The 26,370-nt window shown below is 69.8% G+C and carries 27 protein-coding genes and 3 pseudogenes; 13 read left to right on the forward strand and 17 right to left on the reverse strand.

The window, feature by feature from the left end:
- Window positions 1-45: 45 nt before the first annotated feature.
- From pyrF to BLT97_RS20210, 3 genes and pseudogenes are all read right to left on the reverse strand, one after another.
- A complete protein-coding gene (pyrF, locus tag BLT97_RS20205) occupies window positions 46-804 on the reverse strand; it encodes an orotidine-5'-phosphate decarboxylase (RefSeq protein ID WP_245769453.1) in 759 nt (252 codons plus the stop codon).
- A pseudogene (locus tag BLT97_RS38295) lies at window positions 799-1,125 on the reverse strand (SCO3933 family regulatory protein); the annotation flags it as partial. The pseudogene BLT97_RS38295 and the gene pyrF, both read right to left, overlap by 6 nt.
- A gap of 136 nt (window positions 1,126-1,261) precedes the next feature.
- Window positions 1,262-2,041 carry a GntR family transcriptional regulator gene (locus tag BLT97_RS20210; RefSeq protein WP_093612256.1) on the reverse strand — a complete coding sequence of 260 codons (780 nt, stop codon included), beginning with the start codon at window positions 2,039-2,041 and terminating at the stop codon, window positions 1,262-1,264.
- A gap of 18 nt (window positions 2,042-2,059) precedes the next feature.
- On the opposite strand from BLT97_RS20210, the gene BLT97_RS20215 reads away from it, so the two are divergent.
- The 3 genes from BLT97_RS20215 (at window position 2,060) to BLT97_RS20220 (ending at window position 3,951) form a co-directional block, all read left to right on the forward strand.
- Entirely contained in the window at window positions 2,060-2,542 is a 483-nt protein-coding gene (locus BLT97_RS20215; protein ID WP_093612258.1) for an NUDIX hydrolase, read from the forward strand.
- Between the two features lie 3 nt (window positions 2,543-2,545).
- The gene (locus tag BLT97_RS37545) at window positions 2,546-3,403 is read left to right on the forward strand and encodes a hypothetical protein (protein ID WP_143041358.1); all 858 of its coding nucleotides are present in this window, start codon (window positions 2,546-2,548) and stop codon (window positions 3,401-3,403) included.
- A gap of 68 nt (window positions 3,404-3,471) precedes the next feature.
- Entirely contained in the window at window positions 3,472-3,951 is a 480-nt protein-coding gene (locus tag BLT97_RS20220; RefSeq protein WP_093612260.1) for an NUDIX domain-containing protein, read from the forward strand.
- Between the two features lie 959 nt (window positions 3,952-4,910).
- Here BLT97_RS20220 and BLT97_RS39175 read toward each other — a convergent pair.
- Window positions 4,911-5,114 (reverse strand): annotated as a pseudogene (locus BLT97_RS39175) (site-specific integrase); the annotation flags it as partial.
- A gap of 5 nt (window positions 5,115-5,119) precedes the next feature.
- Complete coding sequence (locus tag BLT97_RS20230; protein WP_176953843.1) at window positions 5,120-6,142, reverse strand: pentapeptide repeat-containing protein; 1,023 nt, start codon at window positions 6,140-6,142, stop codon at window positions 5,120-5,122.
- Window positions 6,143-7,186: 1,044 nt separating this feature from the next.
- Here BLT97_RS20230 and BLT97_RS20235 point away from each other — a divergent pair.
- Complete coding sequence (locus BLT97_RS20235) at window positions 7,187-8,770, forward strand: restriction endonuclease (RefSeq protein WP_245769436.1); 1,584 nt, start codon at window positions 7,187-7,189, stop codon at window positions 8,768-8,770.
- 58 nt (window positions 8,771-8,828) lie between these two features.
- On the opposite strand, the gene BLT97_RS20240 is transcribed toward BLT97_RS20235, so the two are convergent.
- A complete protein-coding gene (locus BLT97_RS20240) occupies window positions 8,829-9,362 on the reverse strand; it encodes a hypothetical protein (protein WP_093612264.1) in 534 nt (177 codons plus the stop codon).
- Between the two features lie 214 nt (window positions 9,363-9,576).
- Entirely contained in the window at window positions 9,577-10,446 is an 870-nt protein-coding gene (locus BLT97_RS20245) for a quinone oxidoreductase family protein (RefSeq protein WP_245769437.1), read from the reverse strand.
- Between the two features lie 176 nt (window positions 10,447-10,622).
- Here BLT97_RS20245 and BLT97_RS20250 point away from each other — a divergent pair, with 176 nt between their 5' ends.
- Window positions 10,623-11,084, forward strand: coding sequence for a MarR family winged helix-turn-helix transcriptional regulator (locus BLT97_RS20250; RefSeq protein WP_093612268.1), 462 nt, complete (start codon window positions 10,623-10,625; stop codon window positions 11,082-11,084).
- Between the two features lie 46 nt (window positions 11,085-11,130).
- On the opposite strand, the gene BLT97_RS20255 is transcribed toward BLT97_RS20250, so the two are convergent.
- Window positions 11,131-11,475, reverse strand: a complete 345-nt coding sequence (locus tag BLT97_RS20255; protein ID WP_093612270.1) for a hypothetical protein — start codon at window positions 11,473-11,475, stop codon at window positions 11,131-11,133.
- A 295-nt stretch (window positions 11,476-11,770) separates the two neighbouring features.
- Window positions 11,771-12,190 (reverse strand): MmcQ/YjbR family DNA-binding protein, encoded by a 420-nt coding sequence (locus tag BLT97_RS20260; RefSeq protein ID WP_093612272.1) that lies wholly within the window; start codon window positions 12,188-12,190, stop codon window positions 11,771-11,773.
- A 55-nt stretch (window positions 12,191-12,245) separates the two neighbouring features.
- Here BLT97_RS20260 and BLT97_RS20265 point away from each other — a divergent pair, with 55 nt between their 5' ends.
- Entirely contained in the window at window positions 12,246-12,830 is a 585-nt protein-coding gene (locus tag BLT97_RS20265; protein WP_093612274.1) for a hypothetical protein, read from the forward strand.
- On the opposite strand, the gene BLT97_RS20270 is transcribed toward BLT97_RS20265, so the two are convergent.
- The 3 genes and pseudogenes from BLT97_RS20270 to BLT97_RS37910 all read right to left on the reverse strand — a co-directional run bounded on the left by BLT97_RS20270 (window position 12,784) and on the right by BLT97_RS37910 (window position 15,106).
- A complete protein-coding gene (locus tag BLT97_RS20270) occupies window positions 12,784-13,224 on the reverse strand; it encodes a hypothetical protein (protein WP_093612276.1) in 441 nt (146 codons plus the stop codon). The two genes, BLT97_RS20265 and BLT97_RS20270, sit on opposite strands and share 47 nt — an antisense overlap.
- 53 nt (window positions 13,225-13,277) lie before the next feature.
- Window positions 13,278-13,712 carry a VOC family protein gene (locus BLT97_RS20275; RefSeq protein ID WP_093612278.1) on the reverse strand — a complete coding sequence of 145 codons (435 nt, stop codon included), beginning with the start codon at window positions 13,710-13,712 and terminating at the stop codon, window positions 13,278-13,280.
- A gap of 34 nt (window positions 13,713-13,746) precedes the next feature.
- A pseudogene (locus BLT97_RS37910) lies at window positions 13,747-15,106 on the reverse strand (NAD(P)-binding domain-containing protein).
- A 187-nt stretch (window positions 15,107-15,293) separates the two neighbouring features.
- Here BLT97_RS37910 and BLT97_RS20290 point away from each other — a divergent pair.
- Window positions 15,294-15,668 carry an ArsR/SmtB family transcription factor gene (locus BLT97_RS20290; RefSeq protein ID WP_093612284.1) on the forward strand — a complete coding sequence of 125 codons (375 nt, stop codon included), beginning with the start codon at window positions 15,294-15,296 and terminating at the stop codon, window positions 15,666-15,668.
- Window positions 15,669-15,739: 71 nt separating this feature from the next.
- Here the strand turns inward: BLT97_RS20290 and arsB are convergent, their stop codons facing one another.
- On the reverse strand, window positions 15,740-16,831 hold the full coding sequence (gene arsB / locus BLT97_RS20295; RefSeq protein WP_093612286.1) for an ACR3 family arsenite efflux transporter: 1,092 nt from the start codon (window positions 16,829-16,831) through the stop codon (window positions 15,740-15,742).
- A complete protein-coding gene (locus tag BLT97_RS20300) occupies window positions 16,831-17,142 on the reverse strand; it encodes an ArsR/SmtB family transcription factor (protein ID WP_093612288.1) in 312 nt (103 codons plus the stop codon). The genes arsB and BLT97_RS20300 overlap by 1 nt, the downstream gene beginning before the upstream one ends.
- A 159-nt stretch (window positions 17,143-17,301) precedes the next feature.
- Here BLT97_RS20300 and BLT97_RS20305 point away from each other — a divergent pair, with 159 nt between their 5' ends.
- Window positions 17,302-17,712: an arsenate reductase ArsC gene (locus tag BLT97_RS20305; RefSeq protein ID WP_093612290.1), complete on the forward strand. Its 411-nt coding sequence runs from the start codon at window positions 17,302-17,304 to the stop codon at window positions 17,710-17,712.
- A gap of 63 nt (window positions 17,713-17,775) precedes the next feature.
- Here BLT97_RS20305 and arsM read toward each other — a convergent pair whose 3' ends face one another.
- On the reverse strand, window positions 17,776-18,621 hold the full coding sequence (gene arsM, locus BLT97_RS20310) for an arsenite methyltransferase (RefSeq protein ID WP_093612292.1): 846 nt from the start codon (window positions 18,619-18,621) through the stop codon (window positions 17,776-17,778).
- Window positions 18,622-18,779: 158 nt separating this feature from the next.
- Here arsM and BLT97_RS20315 point away from each other — a divergent pair, with 158 nt between their 5' ends.
- A complete protein-coding gene (locus tag BLT97_RS20315; protein WP_093612294.1) occupies window positions 18,780-20,696 on the forward strand; it encodes a protein kinase domain-containing protein in 1,917 nt (638 codons plus the stop codon).
- A 44-nt stretch (window positions 20,697-20,740) separates the two neighbouring features.
- On the opposite strand, the gene BLT97_RS20320 is transcribed toward BLT97_RS20315, so the two are convergent.
- Window positions 20,741-21,154 (reverse strand): hypothetical protein, encoded by a 414-nt coding sequence (locus tag BLT97_RS20320; RefSeq protein WP_093612296.1) that lies wholly within the window; start codon window positions 21,152-21,154, stop codon window positions 20,741-20,743.
- A 152-nt stretch (window positions 21,155-21,306) separates the two neighbouring features.
- Between BLT97_RS20320 and BLT97_RS20325 the strand changes: the two genes are divergently transcribed.
- The 3 genes from BLT97_RS20325 (at window position 21,307) to BLT97_RS20335 (ending at window position 24,436) form a co-directional block, all read left to right on the forward strand.
- Window positions 21,307-21,855, forward strand: coding sequence for a hypothetical protein (locus BLT97_RS20325; RefSeq protein ID WP_093612298.1), 549 nt, complete (start codon window positions 21,307-21,309; stop codon window positions 21,853-21,855).
- 140 nt (window positions 21,856-21,995) lie between these two features.
- On the forward strand, window positions 21,996-23,159 hold the full coding sequence (locus BLT97_RS20330; protein WP_093612300.1) for a pyridoxal-phosphate dependent enzyme: 1,164 nt from the start codon (window positions 21,996-21,998) through the stop codon (window positions 23,157-23,159).
- On the forward strand, window positions 23,156-24,436 hold the full coding sequence (locus BLT97_RS20335; RefSeq protein WP_093612302.1) for an MFS transporter: 1,281 nt from the start codon (window positions 23,156-23,158) through the stop codon (window positions 24,434-24,436). Before BLT97_RS20330 ends, BLT97_RS20335 begins: the two co-directional genes overlap by 4 nt.
- A 45-nt stretch (window positions 24,437-24,481) precedes the next feature.
- On the opposite strand, the gene BLT97_RS20340 is transcribed toward BLT97_RS20335, so the two are convergent.
- On the reverse strand, window positions 24,482-25,807 hold the full coding sequence (locus tag BLT97_RS20340; RefSeq protein WP_093612304.1) for an MFS transporter: 1,326 nt from the start codon (window positions 25,805-25,807) through the stop codon (window positions 24,482-24,484).
- A 122-nt stretch (window positions 25,808-25,929) separates the two neighbouring features.
- On the opposite strand from BLT97_RS20340, the gene BLT97_RS20345 reads away from it, so the two are divergent.
- A complete protein-coding gene (locus BLT97_RS20345) occupies window positions 25,930-26,298 on the forward strand; it encodes an ArsR/SmtB family transcription factor (RefSeq protein ID WP_093612306.1) in 369 nt (122 codons plus the stop codon).
- Window positions 26,299-26,370 lie beyond the last annotated feature (72 nt).

Here is a 26,370-nt window from a genome sequence, read left to right on the forward strand (position 1 = left end):
ACGGTCACCGGCAGGCGACTGAACCAGGTACGAGTCCCTCTCCAGTCAAGACGCCAGGTCGGCGCGGATGACCCGCATCGCGGCCACCGGATCTGCCGCACGGGTGACCGACCGGCCCACGACGATGTGCGAGGCGCCCGCGGCGACAGCGACGCGCGGCGTCCCGGGACGGGAATGCTCGCCCGATGACTCCCTGGGCAGTATCACTCCCGGTGTCACGATCTCGGGGCCGGGCCCCAGCAGGCCACGCAGCGACGCCACTTCCTGGGGCGAAGCGATCACACCGTGGCACCCGACCTCCTGTGCCAGATGAGCCAGCCGTAGCACCTGAGCTTGTGTCGAAGCCGCTACGCCGACATCAGTGAGATCCGCGTCGGTCATGCTGGTCACCACGGTTAGCGCAAGCACGCGAAGCTCCGGGAAGTCGCGAGCCGCGGCGACGGCAGCCGCCATGATGCCGCGGCCGCCCATACCGTGCACCGTCACCATCGACACCCCGAGAGCGCCCGCAGCGCGGACCGCGCCGGCCACGGAATTCGGGATCTCGAACAGCTTCAGGTCCAAGAACACGTCTTTGCCCTTGGACACGAGGTGCCTGACAAGGTCGGGTCCCGCTGCGGTGAGGAGTTCCAACCCGACCTTGTAGAAGTGGCACTCGTCCCCAAGCCGGTCGACAATCTCGTCGGCTGCCCGACGGTTATCGAAATCCAAAGCAACGATGATGCGGTCGGCTGTCTCCACGACGCCATTGTCGCTTCCCCGCCAAACAGCCACGTCGGTGGGTGCCCTCTCCCGAATCGCCACACATGCCAGGGCGACCGCGCGGAAGGCGATGCCGAACCGCTTCTCTCCGCCGCTCACGTTCTCCCAGTCACGGGCCTTGAGCCCGACGACCTTCACGGGCATGCCGAGGGTCAGCCCCTTGGGGATGCCGGTCACAGGGACGGAGACGGTGTAGAGGTTCGCCTCGCCGTCATCGGCGATCGTCAGGCCGACGGTCATCATCTGCGCGCCGGTCTCCATGTCGATGGCGATCTCACCGGTCTGCCGGTTCTTCAGCTTGGGCTTCGGCTCGACCGCGATGAACGTGACAGCGGTCGAAGTGTCGATCTTGAAGGACGGCATGAGTTGACTCCTGTAGATGAGTTGGACTCAGTCACTCATGTACATGAGTGATGTGAATAAGAGTGCCCAACTCCTATACATGAGTCAACCCGCCAAGCCGAAGATTCTTGGCGGGCCGATCAGAGCTGACGCAACGTCAATCCGTAGCAGGGATCCGGTAGTCGAGAACGAACTGGTCAGCGGCCATCACGGTGTCGCAGACCTCAACGACGCGTCCCTCCGTGGTCACCGCGTTCCGCGTCAGGTGGATCACGGGCGAACCGGGACTGAGGCTCAGCGCGCTCACCTCCTGCTTGGTCGCCAGACGCGCCCGTACGGTCTCGGTGAACTCGGCGAGCTCGCGGCCGTGCTCCTCAAGCCTGGCGTAGATACCGCCACCGCCCGGGTTGTGCTCGAACAGCTCGGGGATGTCGCGCGCGACGTCCCAGGGCAGGTACGAGGTCGCCTCCTCCGTCGGGGTGCCGTCGCTGAAGTAGAGCCGCCGACGGGCGAGCACCTTCGCGCCCTCCTTCACTGCGAGCCGCTTCGCGATCTCGGCTGGAGCCGCGACAGGGCCAACCGACAGGACCCGTACATCCGCCTTCACCCCGGCCTGTTCGGTCTCCGCGAGGTACGCAGCCTTGCCGGCCTTCCGGTGCGAGCGCCTGAACCGGTCCGAGGACTTACGCGTGACGGGCGGCCGGGACTTCACCGTCGAGCCCTTGCCGTGGTGTGTCTCGACGAGGCCGAGCGCCCGCAGTTCAGCGATCGCCTTGCGCACCGTGCCAGACGAGACCTTGTACCGATCCATGAGCGTGGTCTCACTGGGCACATCGGCAGCAGGGGCGAGCACGCCGGTCCTGATGTCCTGCTCTAGATCGTCGGCGATCTGGAGGTACTTCGGCTTCGCCGATTTCTCTCCTACTGCACTCGTCATAGTCCTTCTCTTCCTTCTATGCTCCTGTACATGAGTAACAGTGGCCACGATGAAAGGTCAACGCCGCTCCACTCTGTGTCTGTGGCAGGCGCCGTCGTACGCGAGGACGGCCGCATTCTGGCGATCAAGCGTGCAGACAACGGCACTTGGGAACCACCAGGCGGCGTGCTCGAACTGGCCGAGGCGCCCGAGGAGGGCGTGCGTCGTGAGGTCTACGAGGAGACCGGAATCAAGGTCGAGGTCGAGCGCCTGACCGGGGTCTACAAGAACACGGCGCGAGGAATCGTGGCCTTGGTCTTCCGGTGCCGCCCCGAGGGAGGACAGGAGCAGCTCTCGGACGAGTCGATCGCGGTCGACTGGCTGACACCTGCCGAGGTCTCCGAGCGGATGGGCGAGGTCTACGCCGTACGCATCCTGGATGCACTTCAGGAAGACGGACCGCAGGTCCGTACGCATGATGGCCGCCAGTTCAACCGGGCGGCTCACGGATCCAATATCTAGGCCATGGACTTGCAGGGGGTAGGGGCGATCGCCGCTGCGGTAGTCGCCGCCGTAGGGATTCCGAGTGCGCTCATCATCGGCCGATGGCAGATGCAAGGCGCCATGCGCAACGCTGAAGAAACCGCGCGGGCAGGAATTGCCCAGGCGGAGGCCAACTACAGAGCAGCTCTCGATGCCGTCAAGACCACAGCAATTGAAACCCATAGGCAGTGGCGTCGGGGAATTCAACGTGACGCATACGCCACCTTCCTTATTGTGGCTCATCAAACTCGGGAAGACTGCGAACGGTGCGAATTGGAATGCGAGGAAGACGTCTCAGACGGTGAATTTACAGCACTGAAGATCAACGTCAGAGATCACTTGAAGCAGCTAAAAGAAGCGCAGACAATCATCGAGCTAGAAGGGCCGGATGCGGTGGCATCCGCGGCAGCCGCGATGGTGAATGAGCTGGAGATACTAGTGATGACGTATCCCAGCCAAGCTGACTACTCGCGAGCCTGGGGGAAACTCCTCAGAGCAACGACCCACTCAGACACTCGCGTAAGCAGCCCTGCATCGGACTACCTAAGTGCCCTGTACCGCTTGAAGCAAGCCTTTACCTCCTCGGATCAATCTCACTCAATGACCGAGGAGCAACGCGCTCAGGAGATACGAGAAGCTAGAGCAGAATGCAGTCGGATCGAGGGATCGCTGGATGACGACACACTGTCCGATGATGAGCGCTTTGCCCTCAGGCAGGGTAACTCGCCGAGCCCTCCGAGTAATAGCCAACACTGCTTGCAAGCTATTCAAGCATTCCAGCAAGCCGAGGAACGCTTCGTGCGCGTAGCCAAGGACGAACTTCATAGCACCAATTCGTAAGATCCAGCTCATAAATCACCGGGCAGTTGGGCTCTTGCGGGTTATGTCGCCTAGGTACGCTCGGCTGCATGGCAGTCAACGAGCACGAAGCGAAGATGGCGCATCCGCGCATGGCCGCGGGTGCGCTCTTCTTTGACCAGAACGGGCGCGTGCTCATGGTCGAGCCGTCCTACAAGGACTACTGGGACGTCCCCGGCGGCTATGTCGAGACCGGCGAGTCCCCGCTCCAGGCCGCAGCCCGCGAAGTCCGCGAAGAGCTCGGAATCACTCCGCCACTGGGCCGACTTCTCGCGGTCGACTGGGCGCCGAACGGCAGCGAGGGCGACAAGGTTCTGTACCTCTTCGATGGCGGCGAGCTCAGCGCCGAAGACCTGGACCGGATCACGCTTCAGCCCGACGAGCTGACGAGCTTCCACTTCCTGGACCCTGCCGAGATCAACGAGCGCACGATCCCGCGGTTGGCCCGACGCATTCACGCGGCCATCGCAGCCCGATCGTCGGCAGCGCCGGTCTATCTCGAGCACGGCGAGACGCCCGCAGCCGCGTAGCCGGAACCGGTGCTTGAGTAAAAACCTTCTCTACGGGTTCAAGGCGCCCCGCACGGCGGGGCGCGCGCCGCTCTTGGCGCGGCCCGCCTCCATGTCTCCGCCACCGGCAGCCGCGCCCCGCGGCGCGCTCGGCGAGGGCGCCAACCTGAGGTTCAAACGGCCGGCACGGGGCTGGGGCGGTCGGCTCCGCGGCTTTACGCAGCCACTTTGGGGCGAGCCTCTAAGATCATGGCCCCGATTCGGGCTATTGCGGGCAGGTCCAGAGACTGCCCGAATCGCGGCGAGCGTAAGGGGCCATGATCACTCGCCCCAAAGCAGCTCCAGCCCAAAGCCGCTCCACCGACCGCGCTGTACGGTGTCCGCCCAGGAGGGGCACCGCGCAGTCGCCCCTGTTCGGCGATCACAGAATGCGAGCACAGCGTGCGGGGATTGAGGAAGCTCTACAAGACGCTCAAAGGCACGCACCACGCACCCGACGATGACACGTTCGCCAAGGGCGCCCCCTGTCGGTGTTCCCCGAACTGGCCAGCGCTGGAAAGTACGGCCAACGGCTACACGGTCCGAGCCCTGCCGTCAGCGCACTACAGCATCATGACGAATCCTGACGTCGGTACGTTCGTCGCACGGTGCACGGGCTGTCACGCCCGATACCTGAGCCCGTGGATCATCGACACCACTGACACGATGCCCTACGCATGGGCGCGCGAGACCGACTGAGAGGCGCGCCAAGTCGGGCTGCGGTACAGCAGAGAAGTACAGCAACCGTGGCGACCACTACCGGCCGTAATAGCCCTTCATTGCCCGTCTGGCCAGCCCAGCAGCCCTCAGTGACCGTCCCGCCGGTAGTTCGGGACGAAGAGGTCGTGGGTTCAAATCCCGCCACCCCGACACAGGTCAGAGGCCCAATCGCTTGATCGCGATTGGGCCTCTGTCGTGCTTGGGGGGCCAAACGAATTTGGTCAGGCCACCTCGCCGGTCTCCGCGGCGCCCTCCTTATCCGCGGCCTTCTGCTCCTCCGCGAAGATGTCGTCCATCGCTTCAGCTCCCTGTGTGATCACTGGCCGGAGCTGCTTGCGGTAGACCGCCTCCGTGGTCGCCTGGCTGGTGTGGCCGACCAGCAGCGCAATCCTCCCCAGCGGGATGCCGTGATCAGAGAGCAGGGATTGGGTTATGACGGCGTTATCTGCCGCCACTCGGGGGGCAGGACCGTGTGTTCATCTGTTTGCAGCCCCGTGAGCGACCGCGGGAGTCCCTTGGCCCGCCCCAGATCCGCCCCATCCAGATTGACTTCGTCGAGGGTCGCCTTGTCCAGACTGGCTTCGGTGAGCGTCGCCTCCGGCAGGTGGGCCTTTGTAAGTGTCACCCCAATTAGGTTGGCCCTGGCAAGGTTTGCCCTCATTAAGTTGGCCCCAGTGAGCGTCGCATTGGTCAGGATGGCCCCGGTGAGCGTCGCATCGGTCAGCTTGGCGCCAGTGAGGATCGCGCGAGACAGGATCGCCCTGGTAAGCGTTACCCCGTCCAGGGTGGCCCCAGTTAGCGTCGCATCGGTCAAATCGGCCCCGGCGAGATTCACCCCGATCAAGTTGGCCTCGGTGAGCGTTGCATCGCCTAGGTCGGCCCCGGTGAGTGTCGTCCCGCTCAAGAAGGCTGCAGTGAGGTCTGCTTGGTGAAGTTGCGCTCCAGCGAGGTGGAGGCCACGAAGCTCGAGGAATTCGTGGGGGTCTACGTAGCTGCGTGATTCCGCGCGGGTCAGGGCGGTGAGCGCCGCCTGGACGTCCGCATCCGGCTCGCTGGGGAGTTCCGACAGGCCCCCGGATGGAGAAGTGGACTCGGATTCTTCGGAGTTTGGTGCTGGCGCAGCCTTCGGGGCGCGGTCGCGGATGAAGTGGCCAAGGACGCGTGCCGCATCGGTAGCCACCTGCTCGGGTGCGTCCCGGACGATCTGCCCCAGCGCGAGGATGCCCCCAATACGGACGTACCGCTGATCTGAGCCGAGTCGTTCCAGAGCCTTGGTGAACCGCTCGGTGATCTGGCCACGCCGGGTCAGGCGGTACGTGCGGGCGGTGTAGAGCAATGCAACGCTAGCGCCCAGCGCAGCGACGCAGGCGACAAGCGCCGTTCGAAACCCGGTAACCAACGCGGCCGAGCCCTTCTTCAACTCGTCGTCGTCGAGGTGGCTGCCGTCCAGCACATAGGGGCCCCGCCACACCAGCCACGGCAGGCCAACAAGCAATGCGAGCGCCCCTACGGCGATGAGAAGGACCGTTATCCGTCTGCGTCTCTGAGCCCTCTGCCGAACCCAGACTCGCCGCTGCCCAAGTGTCCGAGTGACGGGCGACGCTCGGCCGGGTTTCATGGCTCCTCGGCTGCGGCGAGACCACTGCACTTGCTTCATGCCAGGTACATGCCCGAACACTGCCGTGCGGTTGCGGTGCCGCGCACACGAACCGCCCAGTCTCAGTCTTTGTCTCAGTCGTGCCGTCCGGAGCGCTCGGGATTGATCCCGAAGGCCGAGGGTGGCCGGACGCAGCCGGCCCCTGGACGGCTTCAAGGGCGCACCGGGTGCGCGCGACATGCCAACTGAGGACCGGACGCCCCTCTTGACAACCCGGGAAGCCATGGCACCTCCCTGACCAGCAGCTTGTCAGTGACGGAGGGTACGGTTCCGGCGTGAAACTTGATTCAACCCCCGCCCTGGACTGAGCGAGCCTGGGGCAGGCATTCGCCTCCGCCTACGCCGAATTCGAGGCAAACGATCTCCTGCGCTCCTCGAGTACCGACCAGCGAACGGGGCTGGAGGCTGAAGAACCCGAGGACATCGAGGACGACCGGGAGAGATGGCTGAGGCCCCAAGCTGACTTCATACGAGGCGATGCGCCCGGCGGACCAGGATCCCGTGACGTACGCGCGAGCGTGGCCGGAAACGGACGAACTGCGCCGTCAGCTGGGTGCGACCCGCGAGGCGCAGCACTCATTGGCGCGCACACTGCAACAAGTCGCCGGGGTCGGCGACTTGATCGATCTGCCGGCGCCTCGGCCGCCGCAGCTGCGGCCGGGGCCGGACGATGGGCGCTCTGACGCCCCCCGTTGATTAACGGCAGTCCGCTCGTCCTCGCGGCTTGAGCCAGATCACCGTGCATGTTCGCCAACCTTCTGGTGCCTCCTGACGCTGTCGGACGGGTACGTAATACTGCGGAGGTTCGGCAGAAGGATCATGCACTGACCGGGGGGCGCAGTGGCAGGCAGAGGCGGCGCGGGCGGAAGCGATCCCTACGCCAGGGAACTCGCACGACAGGCCAGGGAGTACGAGAAGGCGCGCAAGGCGGCGGAGGCCGAAGCGAAACGTAAGGCACGCGAGGAAAAGCTCGCGTACGAGGCGGCCCGGGCGCAGGAAGCCGTCGACCGTACCTACGTCCTCGAGAACGACGTCGAGCAACTGGCCAACCTCCTGCGGACGGCTGTGCTCGAAAGCAGCCCACCGACCTTCGACCGGCTCAAGCAGACGTTCACGCCGACAGCCTTCGCTCCTCCCAAGGGGCGGGCCAAGGCCGCCCCGCAGCCCCGCTGGGAGGAGTACGAGCCGGAGCCACCACGCGGCATCCTCGGTGCGCTCGGCTTCGGCCGGAAGGGATACGACGCTGAAGTCGAGCAGGCCCGAGCACGGTTCGACAAGGCGTTGCGCGACCATGCGCGGGACGAGAAGAAGCGCGTCGAGAAGCTGGACAAGCTCCGGGCCAAGCACGAGGAGCAGAACCATCTGGAGGCCGCTCGGGTCGAGGAGTGGAACGCGCGGATCGAGGAACGCCGGGCGGCCTATCGTGAGCGGGACGTCGAAGCTGTGGAGTGGTTCATCGACCAGGCACTTGCCGCCTCCAAGTACCCGCACGGCTTCCCCAAAGCGCACCGGGTGTCGTACCAGGCGGATACCGGTGACCTGCTCGTCGAAATCGACCTCCCGCTGGAAGACGTCGTTCCCGCGGCCCGCGCGTACCGCTACGTGAAGTCCCGGGACGAGATGAATCCCGTGCCCCGCCCCGACAAGGAGCGCAAGGAGCTCTACGCCTCCGTCCTCGCCCAGACCGCGCTGCGCACCGTGCACGAGCTGTTCGCCGCCGACACCGAGGGCGTCGTCAAGTCCATCGCGCTCAACGGACATGTGGCCACGATCGACCGGGCCACTGGGCGCGAGGTGCACCCCTGTCTGATCACCCTCCAGACGGACCGGGAGGAGTTCGCGCAGCTGGTCCTGACGCAGGTGGACCCACGTGCCTGCTTGAAGCGGCTGCGCTCGCTGATCTCACCGAACCCGTACGAGCTGGAGCCGGTGCGGCCTCTGGTCACCTTTGACCTCAGTAAGTTCCGGCTCATGGACAGCCTGGACGTCGTTGCAGGGCTGGACAGCCGCCCTGTGCTCATGGACCTGACGCCCACGGAGTTCGAGCACCTGATCCGGCAGTTGTTCGAGGCCATCGGCCTGGACAGCGTGAACACTCAGCCCTCGAAGGACGAGGGCGTGGACGCCATCGCGATGAACACCGACCCGGTGATGAAGGGCCTGTGCGTCATCCAGGCCAAGCGCACCAAGAACGTGGTGCCGTTCGAGACCGTCTCGGCCCTGGCCGGCGTCGTGGAACACAAGCGGGCGGCCAAGGGCATCCTCGTGACGACCTCATGGTTTGGCCGGGCCAGCGAGGCGTTCGCCAACGAGCACGGGCGTCTCGAACTACTGGACGGCGCCAATCTGGTCCACCTGTTCAAGGAGCACTTGAACCTCGACGTGATCCCAGGACCGGTGCCGCCGAAGCGTCGGCCGACGTGAGGCAGAGGCCCTGACGCACGCTTCAACGGCACATGCCAACGCATGGCCGTGCAGGGCGTCAGCTCCCAGGAGCCTCGTCTTGCAAGAAGCGCTCCACCTCGTGGGCCACACCCGACGTCGAGTTCGACGCGCGTGAGCTGCCGCGCGTAGAGCCTTCGTGCACGCCGAGGCCACCTACCCATACGTATCCGAACGACTGATCGTCGTCGATACCGGGGCTGATCTGAATTGCCAGCTGCTTGAGCTGGGCAGTGGGCGCCGCCGCGAAGACCACTGCTGTGGCCCTGCGTTGCGGATACAGGTTGAAGTCGTAGATGCCGCTGGAGGCACGCTCGTCCACGTACGCTCCCAGTCCGTCTCTGCCCACCCTCACGTCGAAGTGTTGGGGATGGTCGAAGAGGTCGATGTTGAAGAAGGTGGTACCGCGGTTCTCGAAGGTCACCTGGAAGGTGATGTATGTCAGACCCTTCGCGTCGTCATCGCGACCGCGCGGTGGCTCCCGCTTCTTAAGGCTGTGCACACGGACCCTCAGGCCGGCCCACTGCTCGGACTGGTACTCCTGCCAGTCCCCGATGACGTTCGGTATGTCCATGACCTCCGCCTTCTGCGTAGGTCGACAGCCTACGAGCCGGGCCGCGGCGTAGGTACGACAGCTCGATCAGGCTGCCTCCAGGCTCCGTCGGAGCAGCGTCAGGCAGGACATGCGGGGTCGAGTGCTTCATGCGCATCGAGGGCGTACCGAGTTGCCGCCGTCAGTGCGCAGACCACACTCCGCCAAGAACCCGGATGTCGGCGAACCATCGCGCTCAGGCGATGCGGACGATGCCTTTGCCGCGAGTGCCGCCCTTGGCCAACCGCTCGATACCTGTGGCGAGTTCGGCCAGCTCATACTCGGCACTGATGTCGATGCCGGCCTGCCCGTCGGCCAGTAGTCGCAGGGCCTTGCCTGCAGCGTCGGCGATGCGCTCAGGGTGGGTCCGGCTGAGCAGACTGCCGTTGTAGGTCAGAACGGATTGCCCGGACATGAGCAGGTCGTTCGTGCCGATCCGTACGGGCTCGAAGGTTGCCATGTTGCCGTAGACGGCAAGGCGGCCGTGCGGGGCCAGGTGGTCCACGTTCGCCAGGCGGGTCGGGCCCCCGATCGGATCGAGGATCACGTCGAAGGTGTCACCGCCGAGGGAGGCGGGAAACTCGTGGCGTGACACAAGCCGGTCGTAGCCGAGCCGGGAGGCGTACTCCGCCTGGTCCGGGTCGGCGACTGTACCGATGACGCGAGAGGCTCCGGCGGCTCGGGCGAATTGAGCCGCCAGGCTGCCGACACCGCCGAGGGCGGCATGGATGAGGACGCTCTCCCCGGATCGGACCCGGGTGACTGTGTGGATCAAGTCGTAGGCGGTAGGCGCGGCCCAGCCGGACGCTGCTGCTGTACGCGCATCCAGGCCGCGTGCGGGAAAGGCGAGTGGGGCGGGTGCGACCACGACCTCGGCGAAAGCGCCGCCGCTGGTCAGTACGGCAACGTGTTCGCCGACGCGGTCAGGATCGACACCTGCGCCGACGGCGGTGATGCGTCCGGCCGCCTCGAATCCCGGCACAAACGGACGGGGGACGGGGAAGTGACCGTTACGGACGAGCACGTCGCCCCACTGAAGGCCGGCGTATTGCACGCGGATGGCCACCTCACCAGGCCCGGGCCGGGGTTCGTCGACGGTGGCGAGGGTGAACGCGTCGTCGGCTCCGAGAACAACTGCCTTCATTTTCAGCCTCCTGAGCTGAATCAGTATCCTGAGACAGGAAGACGCTACGAGTATCAGTTGGCTGAGTCAACACAGGTAGCTGATAAAAGGGAGGCGGGATGGCCGAGAGTCCGGCGCAAGACCTGCTGTGCTCGCGCATCCGTCGCGCGGAGCAGGCGCTCATGGCGCATCACGAAGCCGTGCTGCGGGGCTACGGGTTGACCATGACGCAGTACTCCGTGCTGCTTCTGCTCTCCAGCGAGGGTGGCAACTCCGGGGCCCAGCTGGCTCGGGCATGTGGTGTCACACAGCAGACGATGGCGAGCGTGCTCACGGGTCTGCAGAAGAAGGGTCTGATCGACCGCACGCCCTCCCCCATGCATGCGAAGGTCCTCATCGCCGCGTTGACCGATGAAGGGCAGCGTCTGCTCACCCTCGCCTACCGAGAGGTGGTCGTCCTCGAACGCGCACTCTCCGACGCCTTCACCGACGCGGAACACGCGGCGCTGATCGACCTTCTCGAACGTGCCACCGCGGTGCTCGTGCAGCAGACTCCGCAGGCTCAGCCTGTCTCCCCTTGACCCGTGGAGGCAGGGGACGCAATCCGGCGTACGCACAGCGGGCGTCTCACGGCCCTTCCGGACCCAGTTCGCGGAGGGCGGATCTGTAGTGGCCGGTCCGCACGAGGTCGTCGACGACCTCGACCATGCCGGAGATGCCTCGGTCTCGGACGATGAGGCCGTCCCAGATGAAAAAGTAGCGGCCGCCGAGGCATTCCCCTGTCTGCTGCCAGCGGTCCATGGTGCGGCGGACGTCGTCCAGGGTGCAGATGGTCCCCGACCAGCGCCGGCCGTCGTCGAAGGTCACCCACATGTCGACGTCATCGATCTCGTCGAGGGGGACTCCGGCGTTGGGCACGAAGCAGATCTCGTAGCCGTCACGCCGGACTCGGTAGAACGCCCCATCCCACATCGGCCCCTCCCTGGGTCGTTGACCCGCTCGCGGCCGGTACCGCGGGTTCACTGCATGTCGGCTGAAGCAGGCTGGCCGAGCGTAGGCCAGATCACGAGGTTCCGGCTTGGGCTTTTCGACGCGTCGGGCGCGGTGAACTACCGCCGCAGGCTTGTGCATGCGGGGGAGGTGACAGCGTCCGGTGTCGGTTGTTCCATGGCCGGGAGATCCCTTCTCCAGCAGCAGATATCCCGACCATCCAGCCGACAGCTTCGGCCAGGACGCCGACTCGATCAACCACCTGCTGGCGGCCACTTCACTGCAGCCCCTCGGGAAGCAGCACCCTGGACGCCAGGAATTTCGGGGCCAGTTGGAGGTAGCTGTCCGTGAGGAGTTCGGTGAGTTCCTGCCAGTCCGTGTGGTCGCCGAGGATGGCGGCGGCGACGTTCTGGCCCCAGCCGGCGCGCAGGAAGGGGAAGCCTGCGACCGTGAGGCCCAGGAGGTCGTCGGCGGGGACGCGGAAGGACACCACGGTCAGTTCGCGGTCCGCGGTCGCGTACGGGGCGTAGGCCGGGTGGCGGTCCGGGTCCGGGGCGTAGACGTGGGCGAAGGTCCGGGTGCGGATGCGCCAGCGCAGGCCGATCCAGGCCGGCTCCTCGTACGCCTCGGGCAGTTGACCGCAGATCGGGCGCAGGCGGTTCAGGATCTCCGGCGGTACGTCTCCTGGGCTGGACATGGGGCCGACACTAGCGGGCGGGAGGGCGCGCTCGGGAGGTCGTTAGGGTGTGCGCATGTTGCTGACCTACGGCGGGGAGACCGCTGCTGACGCGCCCGTGCTCCGTACCGGCGGGGTGCCGCTCGTGCCGGACGGGTTCGAGTGGCCCGAGTGCGCCGAGTGCGAGGGGGCCATGCAGTTCCTCGCCCACCTGCCTGTCGGGGGCGGGGAGGAGGCGGCGGCGTCGGAGGCCGTGTCGGTGTTCTTCTGTCAGAACGATCCCGGGTTGTGTGATGACTGGGATGCCGTGGGTGGGGGGAATCGGGCGTATCTGTTCACCGGTGGGCTCGCCGAGTTGGCGCCTGCGGTCGTGCCTGCCGAGGGGGAGACGCTGCTCGGTGCGGTCTCCCTGTTGCTGCCGCGGCCCGAAGGTGAAGTCGGGGACGGGGAGAAGGTGTTGGGGCAGCTGGGCGGTGACGTGGTCTGGCTGCAAGGGGACGAGACGCCCGACTGCCCGGGGTGTGCCGAGCCGATGGCCTTCCTGGCCTCCCTCGAAGAGGGGTACGACCACGAGACCAGTGCCAACTTCGGTGGCGGTGGGCTCAGTTATGTCTTCAGCTGTCGGGCCTGTGTGAAGGCTGCGTTTCTCTGGCAGTGCTGAGGAGGCCGGGGGCGGCCGCCGCCGCTCGGTGCCTCAAGGCGGTCAGCACCGGGGCGTGGGGTTCGTCCACGGCGACCTCCAGGTGGACCGCCTTCGCTGCGAGCTCGGTCGTCACCGTGAAGGTGAAGAAGGAGCAGCAGGCAGCTTCGTGATCCGTCAAGTCGCGCACGTGGTGAGCGAGTTCGGAGAAGGCTTCGGCTTCCGGCGCCGGCTTCAGCGTGAGGCGCAGGTGGCAGGGGTCCGGGTGGGTGAGGGACCTCAGGTGTGTGCTGAAGAGGGCGTCCCATTCTGCGAGGCGCAAGGGCCGGGCCTCGGTGGGCAGGGTGCAGGATGTAGGGATCCAGGCAGGCGGAGCCGACGGCGGAGTGTGTCCGGTGTCCGGTTCGAGGGTCATCGTGGAACCTCCGTCGGGGTGGCGGCCGCCCTGGGGACGGCCGCCTTCGGGGGTCAGTCGAGGCAGAACTCGTTTCCTTCCACGTCCTGCATCGTGATGCAGGACTCGTTGAAGCCGTCGGCGCGCTGGACGAGGACGACCGTCGCGCCGAGCTTCTCCAGGCGGGCGCGTTCGGCATCCAGGGCCGCGAAGCGCTCGTCGCCCACCAGGCCCGTGCCGACGCGCACGTCGAGGTGCACGCGGTTCTTCACCACCTTGCCCTCCGGCACGCGCTGGAAGAACAGGCGCGGGCCCTCGCCGGAGGGGTCGACGCAGGCGAAAGCGGAGCCCTGCTGCTCCGGCGGGAGCGACTGGTCGAACTCGGTCCAGGAGGCGAAGCCCTCCGGGGGCGGCGGCACGACGTATCCGAGCACCTCGCACCAGAAGAGGGCGACACGTTCGGGGTCGGCGCAGTCGAAGGTGACCTGGAATTTCTTGATCGACGTCATTCGTGCACCCTAGTTGCGGGTCCGGTGGAGGTCATCAACAGCCGCCCTGCGAGGACGAGTCGGGTGCGCCGATCTGCAAGGTGGCGGGGGCTCCGCAGCACCCCTCGGCGGTCTCCGGGCCGGCCGGGCCGTCGAACAGGCCGGCTCCGCCGCACACGCCGGTCTCGGGCAGGGTGAGTTCCACGCGCTCCGCGGCGGCCCGGTCCCCGGCGAGCGCCGCCGTGATGGAGCGGACCTGCTCGTACCCGGTCATCGCGAGGAACGTGGGGGCGCGGCCGTACGACTTCATGCCGGCCAGGTATACGTCCTGCTCCGGGTGGGAGAGCTCGTTCACGCCGTGCGGGTAGACGGTGCCGCAGGAGTGGACGTTGGGGTCGATGAGCGGGGCGAGGGCGACAGGGGCCTGAAGCCGTTCGTCGAGGCCGAGGCGGAGTTCGGCGAGGAAGGAGAGGTCGGGCCGGAAACCGGTGAGCGCGATGATCTCGTCGACGGGTTCGAGGCGGCGTCCGTCCTCGGCCGCCAGGACGAGCCGGCCGTCGTCGGTCCGTTCGACCGCTGTCGTACGGAAACCGGTCACCGCGTCGGCGTGGCCGGCGTCGACGGCGGCCTTGGCGGCAAGACCCAGGGCACCGCGGGCGGGCAGCTGGTCCGCCGCACCGCCGCCGAAGGTGGATCCGGAGATGCCGCGGCGCAGGATCCAGGTGGTGTGCGTGCCCGGAGCCTCCCCGGCCAGGCCGGCCAGCTGTGCGAGGGCGGTGAACGCGGAGGCCCCGGAGCCGATGACGGCGGTGCGCCGGCCCGCGTAACGGGCCCGCACCGCAGGGTCGTCGAGGTCGGGCACACGGTAGGAGATACGGTCGGCGGCCCCCTGCTCGCCGAGGGCGGGCAGGCCGTCACCGCCGAGCGGGCCGGGCGTGGACCACGTGCCGGAGGCGTCGATGACGGCGCGGGCGAAGGCGCTCCTCGCGGCCGTCCGCGTACCGGACGTGGACGGTGAAGGGCTGCCGCTCGCGGTCGGCGTCCACGACGCGGTCGCGGCCGGAGCGGGAGACGCCGGTGACCGTCGCGCCGTAGCGGACCGCGTCGCCCAGGACGTCGGCGAGCGGCTGCAGGTAGCGCTCGGCCCAGTCGCCGCCGGTCGGGTACGCGGCGCCGTCGGGGCGGACCCAGCCAGTGGGGGCCAGGAGCTTCTCGGCGGCTTCGTCGACGACCTCGGACCAGGGCGAGAACAGCCGTACGTGCGCCCATGCGCGGACGGCACTGCCGGCGGCGGCCCCGGTTTCGAGCACGAGCGGTTGGATGCCGCGCACCACGAGGTGGGCGGCGGCGGCCAGGCCGACGGGGCCGGCGCCGATGACCACGGTCGGCAGGGAGGCGGGGGTGCTCTCGCTCATCACGTTCTCCAGGGCTTGGTGGTTTCCGAGGACGGGGCGGGTGGTGCGCAGGGGTTGCGGTGGCGCGGGCGTACCGAGCGGTCGCTGCCGCGACGGCCGCCTGTCGGCGACCGCTGATTTGACATCTGTCGAATCAGGCGATGCGGTGAGCTTGCCATGCTGATTCGACGGATGTCAATATTGAGGCATGCCGACCTCACGCGCCGCCGAACTGCCCGTCCTGGACCAGCCGGACGAAGGGGTGGCCCCGTGCTGCCCGCCGCTGACCGAGCGGCCCTTGGACGCCGAGGAGGCCGAGCGGGCCGCGAAGATGTTCAAGGCGCTCGGCGACCCGGTGCGGCTGCGGCTGTTCTCGCTGGTCGCCTCGCACGAGGGCGGTGAGGCGTGTGTGTGCGACATCTCGGATGTCGGAGTGTCGCAGCCGACCGTCTCGCACCACCTCAAGAAGCTGAAGGACGCCGGCCTGCTCAGCTCCGAGCGGCGCGGCACCTGGGTGTACTACCGCGTGGAGCCGGGCGTGCTCGCCGCGATGGGGCAGGTCCTCACCGCCGCGGGTCGCTGACCCGCCTTTCACGCGCGCGGCCGGGCACCACCCGTCGGTGGTGCCCGGCCGCTCGCATGGTGCCGCGCCGGTCAGCCCGCGGTGAACTTCCGCCGCCAGGCCAGGGATACGTAGACGAGCGCGACGAGCACCGGCACCTCGATGAGCGGCCCGACGACACCGGACAGCGCCTGCCCGGACGTGACGCCGAAGGTGGCGATGGCCACGGCGATGGCGAGTTCGAAGTTGTTGCCCGCCGCGGTGAACGCGAGGGTGGCCGTGCGGTCGTACGGGAGCCCGACGGCCTTGCCCAGGGCGAAGGTCCCGAACCACATCAGCGCGAAGTACACCAGCAGCGGCAGCGCGATCCGCGCCACGTCCAGCGGCTGCGAGGTGATCGTCCGCCCCTGGAGGGCGAAGAGGATGACGATCGTGAAGAGCAGCCCGTAGAGCGCCCACGGCCCGATCTTCGGCAGGAAGCCGGACTCGTAGCGTTCGCGCCCCAGCCTGCGCTCGCCGAGGCGCCGCGTGAGGAAGCCCGCGAGGAGCGGGATGCCGAGGAAGACGAGGACGTTCGCCGCGATCTTCACCATCGAGATGTCGAGCGCCTGCCCCTCGCCCAGGCCGAGCCAGCCGGGCAGCAGGTCGAGGTAGAACCAGCCGAGCAGGCCGAACGCCAGCACCTGGAAGACCGAGTTGAGGGCCACGAGGACGGCGGCTGCCTCGCGGTCACCGCACGCGAGGTCGTTCCAGATGATCACCATCGCGATGCAGCGGGCGAGGCCGACGATGATCAGCCCCGTGCGGTACTCCGGCAGGTCGGCCAGGAAGATCCAGGCCAGCGCGAACATCACCGCGGGCCCGGCCACCCAGTTGACGACCAGCGAGGAGACCATGAGCCTGCGGTCGCCGGTGACGGCATCGAGCCGGTCGTAGCGCACCTTGGCGAGGACCGGATACATCATGACCAGGAGGCCGAGCGCGATCGGCAGCGAGATGCCGCCGATCTCCACGGCGGCCAGCACGTCGCCCAGGCCGGGGACGAGCCGGCCGAGGCCCAGGCCGAGCGCCATGGCGAGCAGGATCCAGACGGCGAGGAAGCGGTCCAGGGTGGACAGGCGCGCGACGACGCCCGCCTCCTCCGTATCCCCTCCGCCGGTCGTGACGGGTTCGGTGGAGGTCATCAGCAGGCCCTCTTGCGTCCGGTCTCCACGGTTTCCCGTGCAGTGGCGGCCAGTTCGCCGAGCGAGCCGGCCAGGGCGTCGAGGATCGCGGGCCTCAGCCTGTAGTAGACGAACCGGCCGCACGGCTCGGTCTCCACGACGCCCGCCTCGCGCAGCACCTTCATGTGGTTGGAGAGGTTGGTCTGCTTGGCGCCGGTCTCCTCGACCAGGTGCGTGGTGCAGAGGGTCTCGCGGGCGAGCAGCGTCACGATCCGGAGCCTGAGCGGGTCGGCGAGCACCCGCATCAGTTCAGCGTCGACTGATGTCAGCATGGGCTGATACTGTCACATCAGCCGATGCTGATACCAGCAGGGACTGAACCGACGGGAGCGGTCCGGACCGTACCGCCGAGAGCGGCCGCGGCCCGAACCGTGGGCACCGACCCGGACCCGAACCGCGAGCCGAATCGCGAGCCGACGAAGGAAGAAGCGATGACGTCGACCCCCGCAGCCTCCGTGCTGTTCGTCTGCGTGCACAACGCCGGACGGTCCCAGATGGCCGCCGGCTTCCTCTCCCACCTCGCGGGCGACAGGGTCGAGGTGCGCTCCGCCGGATCCCTGCCCGCCGAGCACGTCAACCCGGCGGCGGTGGAGGCGATGCGGGAGGTCGGCATCGACATCTCCGCCCAGCGCCCGAAGGTGCTCACCACGGAGGCGGTGCAGTCCTCCGACTACGTGATCACGATGGGCTGCGGCGACGTCTGCCCGGTCTTCCCCGGCAAGAAGTACCTCGACTGGCAGCTCGACGATCCGGCCGGCCAGGGCGTCGAAGCCGTACGGCCCATCCGCGAGGCGATCAGGGAGCGGATCGAGACGCTGATCGCGGAGATCGACGCCTCGTAGACCCGCCCCGGCCGGCCCCGCGCTTCCAACGCCCCGGCCGGCCCCGCACGTCCGACGCCCCGGTCAGCCCCGCACGTCCGACGCCTCGACGGGCTCCGCGACTGCGGACTCCGCGGCTGCGGGCTCCGCAGCTGCCGGCTTCGACGCGCGGATGACCACCGAGTGCATACCGTCCGCGACCTGGTGCGTCGGCGCGAGGTCGACGTCCGTGAATCCCGCGTCGGCGAGGCCCGTTCGGTACTCCGCGAAGGAGAGCGCGCCCGCGATGCAGCCGGTCCACTCGCCGCGCTCGGCGCGCTGCTCGGCGGTGAGGGCGTCCTCGGCCACCACGTCCGCGATGCCGATGCGGCCGCCCGGGACCAGCACGCGGAACATCTCGGCGAACACGGCCCGCTTGTCCGTCGACAGATTGACCACGCAGTTCGAGATGACGACGTCGACGGTGCCGGCAGGCAGCGGGACCGCCTCGATGGACCCCTTCAGGAACTCGACATTGTCCGCACGGGCCTTCTCCTTGTTGGCCAGGGCGAGCGCGAGCATCTCGTCGGTCATGTCCAGGCCGTACACGCGGCCTCCGGGGCCGACCCGCCGGGCCGACAGCAGGACGTCGATGCCCCCGCCGGAGCCGAGATCCAACACCCTCTCCCCGGCGCGCAGTTCGGCTACGGCCGTGGGGTTCCCGCAACCCAGCGAGGCCGCGAGCGCCTCGACCGGAAGGGTCTCGCGCTCCTGCGCCGCGTACAGGGCCGATCCGAACCCGGCCTCCACCACGTCCCCCGGGCCGCAGCACGCATCGCCACAACACCCGGCAGTCCGCCCGCTGCCGGCCGGGGCGGTTCCGGCGCGCAAGGCGGCGGCCGCGTAGCGCTCGCGCACGGCCTTGCGCAGATCCGCGGAGTCATCGGCCATGACACACCTCCACTGATTCGAGATTTCTCGAATCAACAGTGCGCCCTGCATCGATGACTGTCAATACAGGGGTGCCTGCCTCGCCGCGGCCAACTCCGTTTATCCTCAACGGCGTTGCGCCGGGACCAGGCGCGCGGAGTCGGGGGAGCGACAACATCATGAGCGGGACGTACGACGGCGCGGACGACGGGACGGACGGCGGGACGGGCGACGGGACCGGCGACGGGACCGGCGACGGGACGGACGGCGGGATCACGCCGCTCGCGGTGGGCGACCCCGCGCGCATCGGCCCGTATCTGCTGCTCGGACGGCTGGGCGCGGGCGGGATGGGCCGGGTGTTCCTCGCGCGGACCGAACGCGGGCGGACCGTGGCCGTGAAGGTGGTCCACGAGGAGCATGTCTCCGACCGCCAGTTCAGGGCGCGCTTCCGCCAGGAGATCGAGGCGTCCCGGCGGGTCGGCGAGCGCCACACGGCGCCGGTGCTCGACGCCGGCCCGGACGACGAACCGCCGTGGGTGGCGACCGGCTACGTTCCGGGGCTCTCGCTCGATCAGGTCGTACGGCGGCACGGACCGCTGCCGGCCGAGTCCGTGTACGCCCTGGCCGACGGCCTCCTGAAGGCGCTGACCGACATCCACGGCGCCGGCATCGTGCACCGCGACCTCAAGCCGTCCAACGTGATGCTGACCGTCGACGGCACCAAGGTCATCGACTTCGGGATCGCGCGGGCGCTCGACGCCTCCGTCGAGTCGCTGCTCACCAGCACGGGGATGGCCGTCGGATCGCCGGGGTTCATGTCGCCGGAGCAGATACGCGGGCAGCGCGCGGGAGTGAAGAGCGATGTGTTCACGCTCGGCTGCGTCCTGACGTACGCGGCCACCGGGCGGCTGCCGTTCGGGCACGGGGCGAGCAACCAGCACGCGGTGATGTACCAGATCGTGGAGGGCGACCCCGATCTGGCGGAGGTCGAGGACGCGGCGCTGCGGGCGCTGATCGCGCGCTGCCTGACCAAGGACGCCGCGCTGCGGCCGGGCGTCGAGGAGCTGGTGGCGGACCCGGAGCTGCCGCGGCCGGTCACGGCACGTGGCGCGTGGCTGCCCGCCGCGGTGATCGCTCAACTCGCCCAGCAGTCCGCCCAGTTGCTTGATGCGGAGGCCTCGCCGCTGCGTGAGGAGGGCGCGGCGCCGGCGGTACGGGCGGCGGCAGCGGACCCGGCGGCCCCAGCGGACCGCGCGACCGTCGGGCTCAGGCCACAAGGTGCAGGAGCGGACACCGGAGGCGGCACGGGAGCGGGGGCCGGCACCGCGACCCGCGAGGGACGGCCTCGGCGGCGCCGCACGGTCGTCGTGCTGCCCGTCGTCGCGGTGCTCGCCGTCGGCGGCGGCACGGTCGCCCTGCTCCAGCCGTTCGGGAACGGCGGGGACGGCAGCCGTGCGCAGCCGCCGGGCAGCAGCGCCAGTGCGACGCCCGGTGGGAGCGAGTCCGCCCGTACGCCGTCGGGTTCGCCCTCCGGCGGCGAGAAGGGCCCGGACGAGGACGGGAGCAAGGACAAGGGCAAGGGCAAGGAGGACGGGCAGGGCGGTGACAGCCCGAACGCCCGGGAGAGCGACGGGAGTTCGGACGGCGCCGCGCAGGGTTCGGGCGGCGCACCGACCGGCGAGGGCTCCGCCGCCGCGGCCGGAGGCGCGGACTCGGGTTCGGGATCCGGGTCCGGTTCGGGATCCGGCTCGGGGTCGGGGTCCGACGGCGGGGGCGGATCCGCCGCGGGTTCCCCGCCGCCGAACCTCACCGCGTACGACCTGAAGTACGTCAACTCCTGTGTCGGCGCCTGCGACATGCCCATCAAGGTGAGCTGGAACGCGGTCCCGCGCGCGACCCGCTACGACATCCACTACACCAACAAGGGCAGCAACTTCACGCAGAAGAACGTGGACACGACGTACTCCACGGCCGCCACCAGCTACACGATCAAGGGCCCCTTCTCCGGGGACGAGATCTGCGTGACCGTCCGCGCAGCCAACTCCCACGGGCCGTCCGCGTGGGCGGAGCGGTACTGCGCCACGGTGGCGTACTGAGGCCGCCGGCCCCCGGCCGGCTTCCGGCCTCCCTCACCCGACGGCTAGCGGCTCCACCGGCCGAGCCACCGGACCAGCGCGGGCACCGCCGCGCCCGCCGCGAGGGCGGCCAGCGGGAGGGCGACGCGCTGCCAGGGGGTGCGCAGCGGGTGGTACGTGGCCGTGCCGTTCCTGATCTCGATGTAGCCGATCGGGTGGGCGCCCGACATCGCGCCCGCACCCGGCCCGCTTCCCTGCCCCTGCCCACGACCCTGCCCCTGCCCGTCCGGGCCCGTCGCGCCGCCGAAGTCGAAGATCTCGGCGACCGGGATGACGGTGACGCCGTCCCTGGTCACGGCCTCCCCGAAGGCGCTCACGCGCCCGCGTCCGGGCGCCGGGGCAAGCTCGTACACCCGGTCAGGCAAGGCGACTTGGCTCTCACCGCCGCCCTGCGGCGCGATCTCGTTCGAGCGGGTCATCTGGTGCCTCCGAATAGCTGGTGGCGGCAGTCGGCTACGGGTGACGCGCCGGTCCCGGTCGAGCATCGCACAAGCCCGCGGACCCGCCACGTACGGGCGATCCGGCCCCGCAGAAACGTGACGTCACGTAACGGCTGAATTACGGTCGGCACATGATCGAGGCGTGGCGGGTGCTGGTGCGGGCGGTGCGGCGGGGCCGTCTCGCGCTCGTGCCGCTGCTCGCCGTGCTCATCACGGCCCATCTCGCGAGCGCCGCGCACAGCGCCCCGTTCGCCGGGCCGCACGTCGGGGTCGTCGCGATCTGCCCGCCCGCGCACCACGCGGCGGCCGGTCCGCATCAGGCCGCCGGGCAGGACGCGGGCCCGGGCGCCGGGCACAACGAGGGCGCGGGACAGGACGCCGGGGCCGGGACGGCCCCGCCCACAGCGGTCCCCGGGCAGCTAGCCCCCAACCCCGAGCAGCTCACCCCCAACCCCGCTCACGAGCACGACGGAAGCCGGCACGTCGACCACAGCGTGGACCGGCCGCGCGACCCGGGCGGCGCGCAGGAGCCTCAACTGCCCGAGCTGCCAGCCGTGTTCGTTTCCGCGCCCGCGGTCCACGACGCGCACCGCGCGCCGCCCGTGCGGGCCGTCCGCCCACCCGCCGGGCCTCCCGGCTGCGACGGCGACCGGTCCTCGCTCGGCATCTGGCGGCTGTAGGCACGCCCCCGCACCTCGCGCCACCCTCCTCTCCCAACCGGGAGGCGGTGCGGCCGAGGTGCGTCCGCGTGTACCCGAACCGCCCTCTCATCCCGTGCCCCGCGCCCTCGCGCGCCCACGGCACGTAGGAGCCGTACGCCATGAACGCCCTGCACCTGCTCGAACAGCTCGACCCCCTCGACCCCGTGCCGGACTCCCCCGGCCCCGCCGTGCACACCCCCGTCCCGGTCGTCGCCCGGCACCCCGCCCAACTGGTGGGCAACACCCCGGTGTTGTGGGTGGACCAGCCCTTCGCGCCGCACGGGCGCGGCTTCTTCGCCAAACTCGAAGGGGCCAACCCCGGCGGCATCAAGGACCGTCCGGGCCTGCACATGATCCGCGAGGCCCGGCGCCGCGGGGAGCTCGCGCCGGGTGCGCCCGTGATCGAGTCCTCCAGCGGCACACTCGGGCTCGGCCTCGCCCTGGCCGGGCTCACGTACGGACATCCGGTCACCGTGGTGTCCGACCCCGGGATGGAGCCGGCGATGGTGCGGCTGCTCGCCTCGCTCGGCGCGCAGGTGGACCGCGTCGAGCAGCCGCATCCCACCGGCGGCTGGCAGGAGGCCCGCAAGGCGCGGGTGGCCGAGCTGCTCGCCGCCACCCCGGGCGCGTACTGCCCCGACCAGTACGCCAACCCGGACAACGTCGCGGCCTACGCGCCGCTCGCCGCCGAACTCACCGCCCAGCTCGGCCGGATCGACATCCTCGTCGTGGCCGTGGGCACCGGCGGGCACTCGGCCGGGATCGCCGCCGGACTGCGGCAGCACTCCCCCGGCCTGCGCGTGATCGGCGTGGACGCGGTCGGCTCGGCGATCTTCGGGCAGCCCGCGGGTCCGCGCCTGATGCGCGGGCTCGGCTCCAGCATCCATCCGGCGAACGTGGACTACGGGGCCTTCGCCGAGGTGCACTGGGTGGCGCCGGGTGAAGCGGTGTGGGCCTGCCGCCAGTTGGCGCGGCGGCACTACGCCTCGGGCGGCTGGAGCGTGGGCGCGGTCGCGCTGGTCGCGGGCTGGGCGGCGCGCACCTCGGCGCCCGGGACGCGGATCGCGGCGGTGTTCCCCGACGGCCCGTACCGCTATCTGGAGACGGTCTACAACGACAACTGGTGTGCGGAGCAAGGGATTTCGGATGCGGTGCCGCGGCCGGAGCCCGATGAGATCGCGGACCCCGGCGCCCGTGCGGTGACGCACTGGACGCGGTGCCGGCGCGTGCGCGATCCGCTCGGCAGGACCGCGGTCGCGGCGCGCGGGGCGGGTGTCCGGTGAAGGGGCTGCGCGCGCAGGTCGCGTCCTTCGATCCGGCCGTACGGCTGCTCATGGTCAATCAGTTCGCCATCAACCTCGGCTTCTACATGCTGATGCCCTACCTCGCCGACCACCTCGGGCACGGACTCGGGCTCGCGGCCTGGGCGGTGGGACTGGTGCTCGGGGTGCGGAACCTCTCGCAGCAGGGCATGTTCCTGGTCGGCGGCACGCTCGCCGACCGCTACGGGTGCAAGCCGATGATCCTGGCCGGGTGCGGGCTGCGGACGGTGGCCTTCGCGCTGCTCGGCTTCGCGCAGTCGCTGCCCGCGCTGATCGTGGCCTCGGCGCTGACCGGTCTTGCGGGCGCGCTGTTCAATCCGGCGGTACGGGCCTACCTCGCGGCCGAGGCGGGCGAGGAGCGGCGGGTGGAGGCCTTCGCCGCGTTCAACGTCTTCTACCAGGCCGGGATCCTGGTCGGTCCGCTCGCCGGACTCGCCCTGCTCGCCTGGGACTTCAGGGCGGTGTGCGCGGCCTCCGCGGTGATCTTCGGTGCGCTCGCTCTGCTCCAGGCCCGGGCCCTGCCCGCGCGGGCACCGGCCGACCGGAGCGCGGAGCCGGCCTGGCGTGCGGTGCTCGCGGACTGGCGCTCGATCGCGGCGAACCGCCCGTTCCTGCTCTTCGCGGTGGCGATGTCGGGCAGTTACGTGCTCGCCTTCCAGGTGTACCTCGCCCTGCCGCTGCGGGCGCGCGAGGTGTTCGGCGAGCGGACCGGCCTGGTCACGGGGGCGGTCTTCGCGGTGTCCGCGCTGGCCGCGCTGTCCGGCCAGCTGAAGCTGACGGCCTGGGCGAAGCGCCGGCTCTCGGGGCCGCGGGCCATCGCGCTGGGCCTTGCGGTGATGGGGGCGGCGTTCCTGCCGGTGCTGCCCGGGCTGTACGGGCAGGGCGCGCAGGCGGCGGACGGCTTCGGTGCGCGGGTGTACGCGGTGACGGGGCTCGTGCTGTGTGCCGCGCTGCTCGCCTGGGGCGGGGCGCTGCTCTACCCGTTCGAGATGGACACCGTGGTGCGGCTGTCCGGGGAGCGCCTGGTCGCCACGTACTACGGCGCGTACAACACCGCGTCCGGGATCGCGATCGCCGTCGGGAACCTGGGGGTGGGCGCGCTGTTCGACACCGGGGTGGTGTGGCTGCCGTGGGTGGCGCTGGCCGCGACGGGGGTGCTGTGTGCGGGGGCGGTCGGGTTGCTGGAGCGGGGTGGGTATCTGCGGGTGCCTGAGCGGGAGTTGGCGGTGGCGGGCTGAGGGGACGGGTGCCCGCCGGTGACGGTGACCAGGCGGGTGCGGTCGCTAGCCGGCAGGCGCCGGGTGCAGCGCATCCCGGACCGGGCGGTGGCTGTGCCGCCAGCCGCCGGCCGTCCGGGCCGCGCCCGCCACGTGCGGGTGCCCGGCGGGCAGTTCGGGGTGCACGTGCGCCGGTGCGTCCACGGCGGGCCACATCCGCACGGCCGCGATCGCCGCGGCCGCGGCCAGCGCGCCGAGGACGAGCACCGCGGACCGCAGGCCGGCCGCCGCCCCCAGCCAGCCGGCCAGCGGGTAGGTGAGCAGCCAGCAGGCGTGCGAGAGCGAGAACTGGGCGGCGTACGCCGGGGGACGCTCCTCGGGCGGGGCCGCGCGGCGGATCAGGCGGCCGGTGGGCGTGAGCACCGTCGAGCAGGCCGCGCCGAACGCCGCCCACGACCCGAGCAGCGCCGCCCATCGCCAACTCCCGCCGCCCGGACCTGAGATGACCGCGAGGCCGACGAAGACGGGGGTGAGCAGCAGGCCTCCGGCGAGCATCACCGTACGGTCGGCCAGCCGGTCGAGGAGACGCGGCAGCAGCAGGGCCACCAGCATCGAACCGGCACCGTAGGCGCCGAGCGCGAAGGCGACGTCGCCGGTGCCGCGGCCGAGCGAATCCCGTACGTACACCACGGTGTTGACGGTGACGGTCGCGCTCGCCGCGGCCACGGCGAGGTCGAGGGCGAGCAGGGCGCGCAGGCTCGGGGTGACGAGGAAGAGGCGGATGCCGGCGGTGGCGGCACCGCGCCCGCGGGGGACGGCGGCGGGCTTCGGCAGGACCGCCGAGACCACCAGGACCGCGGAGGCCAGGAAGCCGCCGACGGTGCCGAGGAAGAGCCGGTGGTAGCTCATGAGGGTGAGCAGGGCGGCGGCGAGCGCCGGGCTGAACAGGCTCTCCAGGTCGTACGCGAGACGGGAGAGGGTGAGCGCGCGGGTGTAGTCGCGCTCGGCGGGCAGCACGTCCGGGACGAGGGCCTGGAAGGTCGGGGTGAACGCGGCGGACGCCGCCTGGAGCACGAAGATCAGGACGTACACCTGCCAGACCTGCGTCACGAACGGCAGGCTCGACGCGGCCCCGGCGCGCAGCAGATCGGAGCCGACGAGCAGCGTCCGGCGCGGGATCCGGGCCCCGAGGGCGCCGATCACGGGCGCGATCCCCACGTACGCCACCATCTTGATCGCGAGCGCGGTGCCGAGCACCGAGCCGGCCCGCGCGCCCGCGAGGTCGTAGGCGAGCAGCCCGAGCGCGACCGTCGCGAGTCCGGTGCCGAGCAGGGCGACGACCTGGGCGGTGAACAGGCGGCGGTAGGTCCGGTCACGCAGCACGGTCGGCATGGCGGTCCCTCCGGGGTCGGTGCGGTCGCTCCGGATCGGGCCCGGTGGTCGGCGCCCGCCCCCTCAGCGTACATACATGTGCGCATACGTGCACACGATGACGTTTCCTCTACGCTGAGCCCATGCCCTCCCCCGACGCCGACGCAGCGGGCCCGGCCCGTCCCGCGGCCCACCAGGACGCCCCCGACGCGGCCCGTCTCGCCGAGGCGGCGGCGGTGTTCGCGATGCTCGCGGACGCGACCCGGCTGCATCTGCTCTGGCTGCTCGCCCAGGGCGAGTCGGACGTCGGCACGCTCACCGGCCAGGGCACGGCCTCCCGTACGGCGGTCAGCCAGCACCTCGCCAAGCTCCGCCTGGCCGGCCTGGTGGAGACCCGGCGCGAGGGACGGCATGTCCATTACCGGCTGCGCGACGGGCATGTGCGCCGCCTTGTGGTGGAGGCGCTGAGTCATGCGGATCACCGGGTGACGGGGGAGGCTCCGCACGACTGAGGGCTGCTGCTTGTTCGTCGGGTGGTGGGCCTGTGCCGCGGGCGGGCCGCTGCCTGGCGATGAGATTGCGGT

Source organism: Streptomyces indicus, assembly GCF_900100315.1.
Classification (GTDB): Bacteria; Actinomycetota; Actinomycetes; order Streptomycetales; family Streptomycetaceae; genus Streptomyces; species Streptomyces indicus.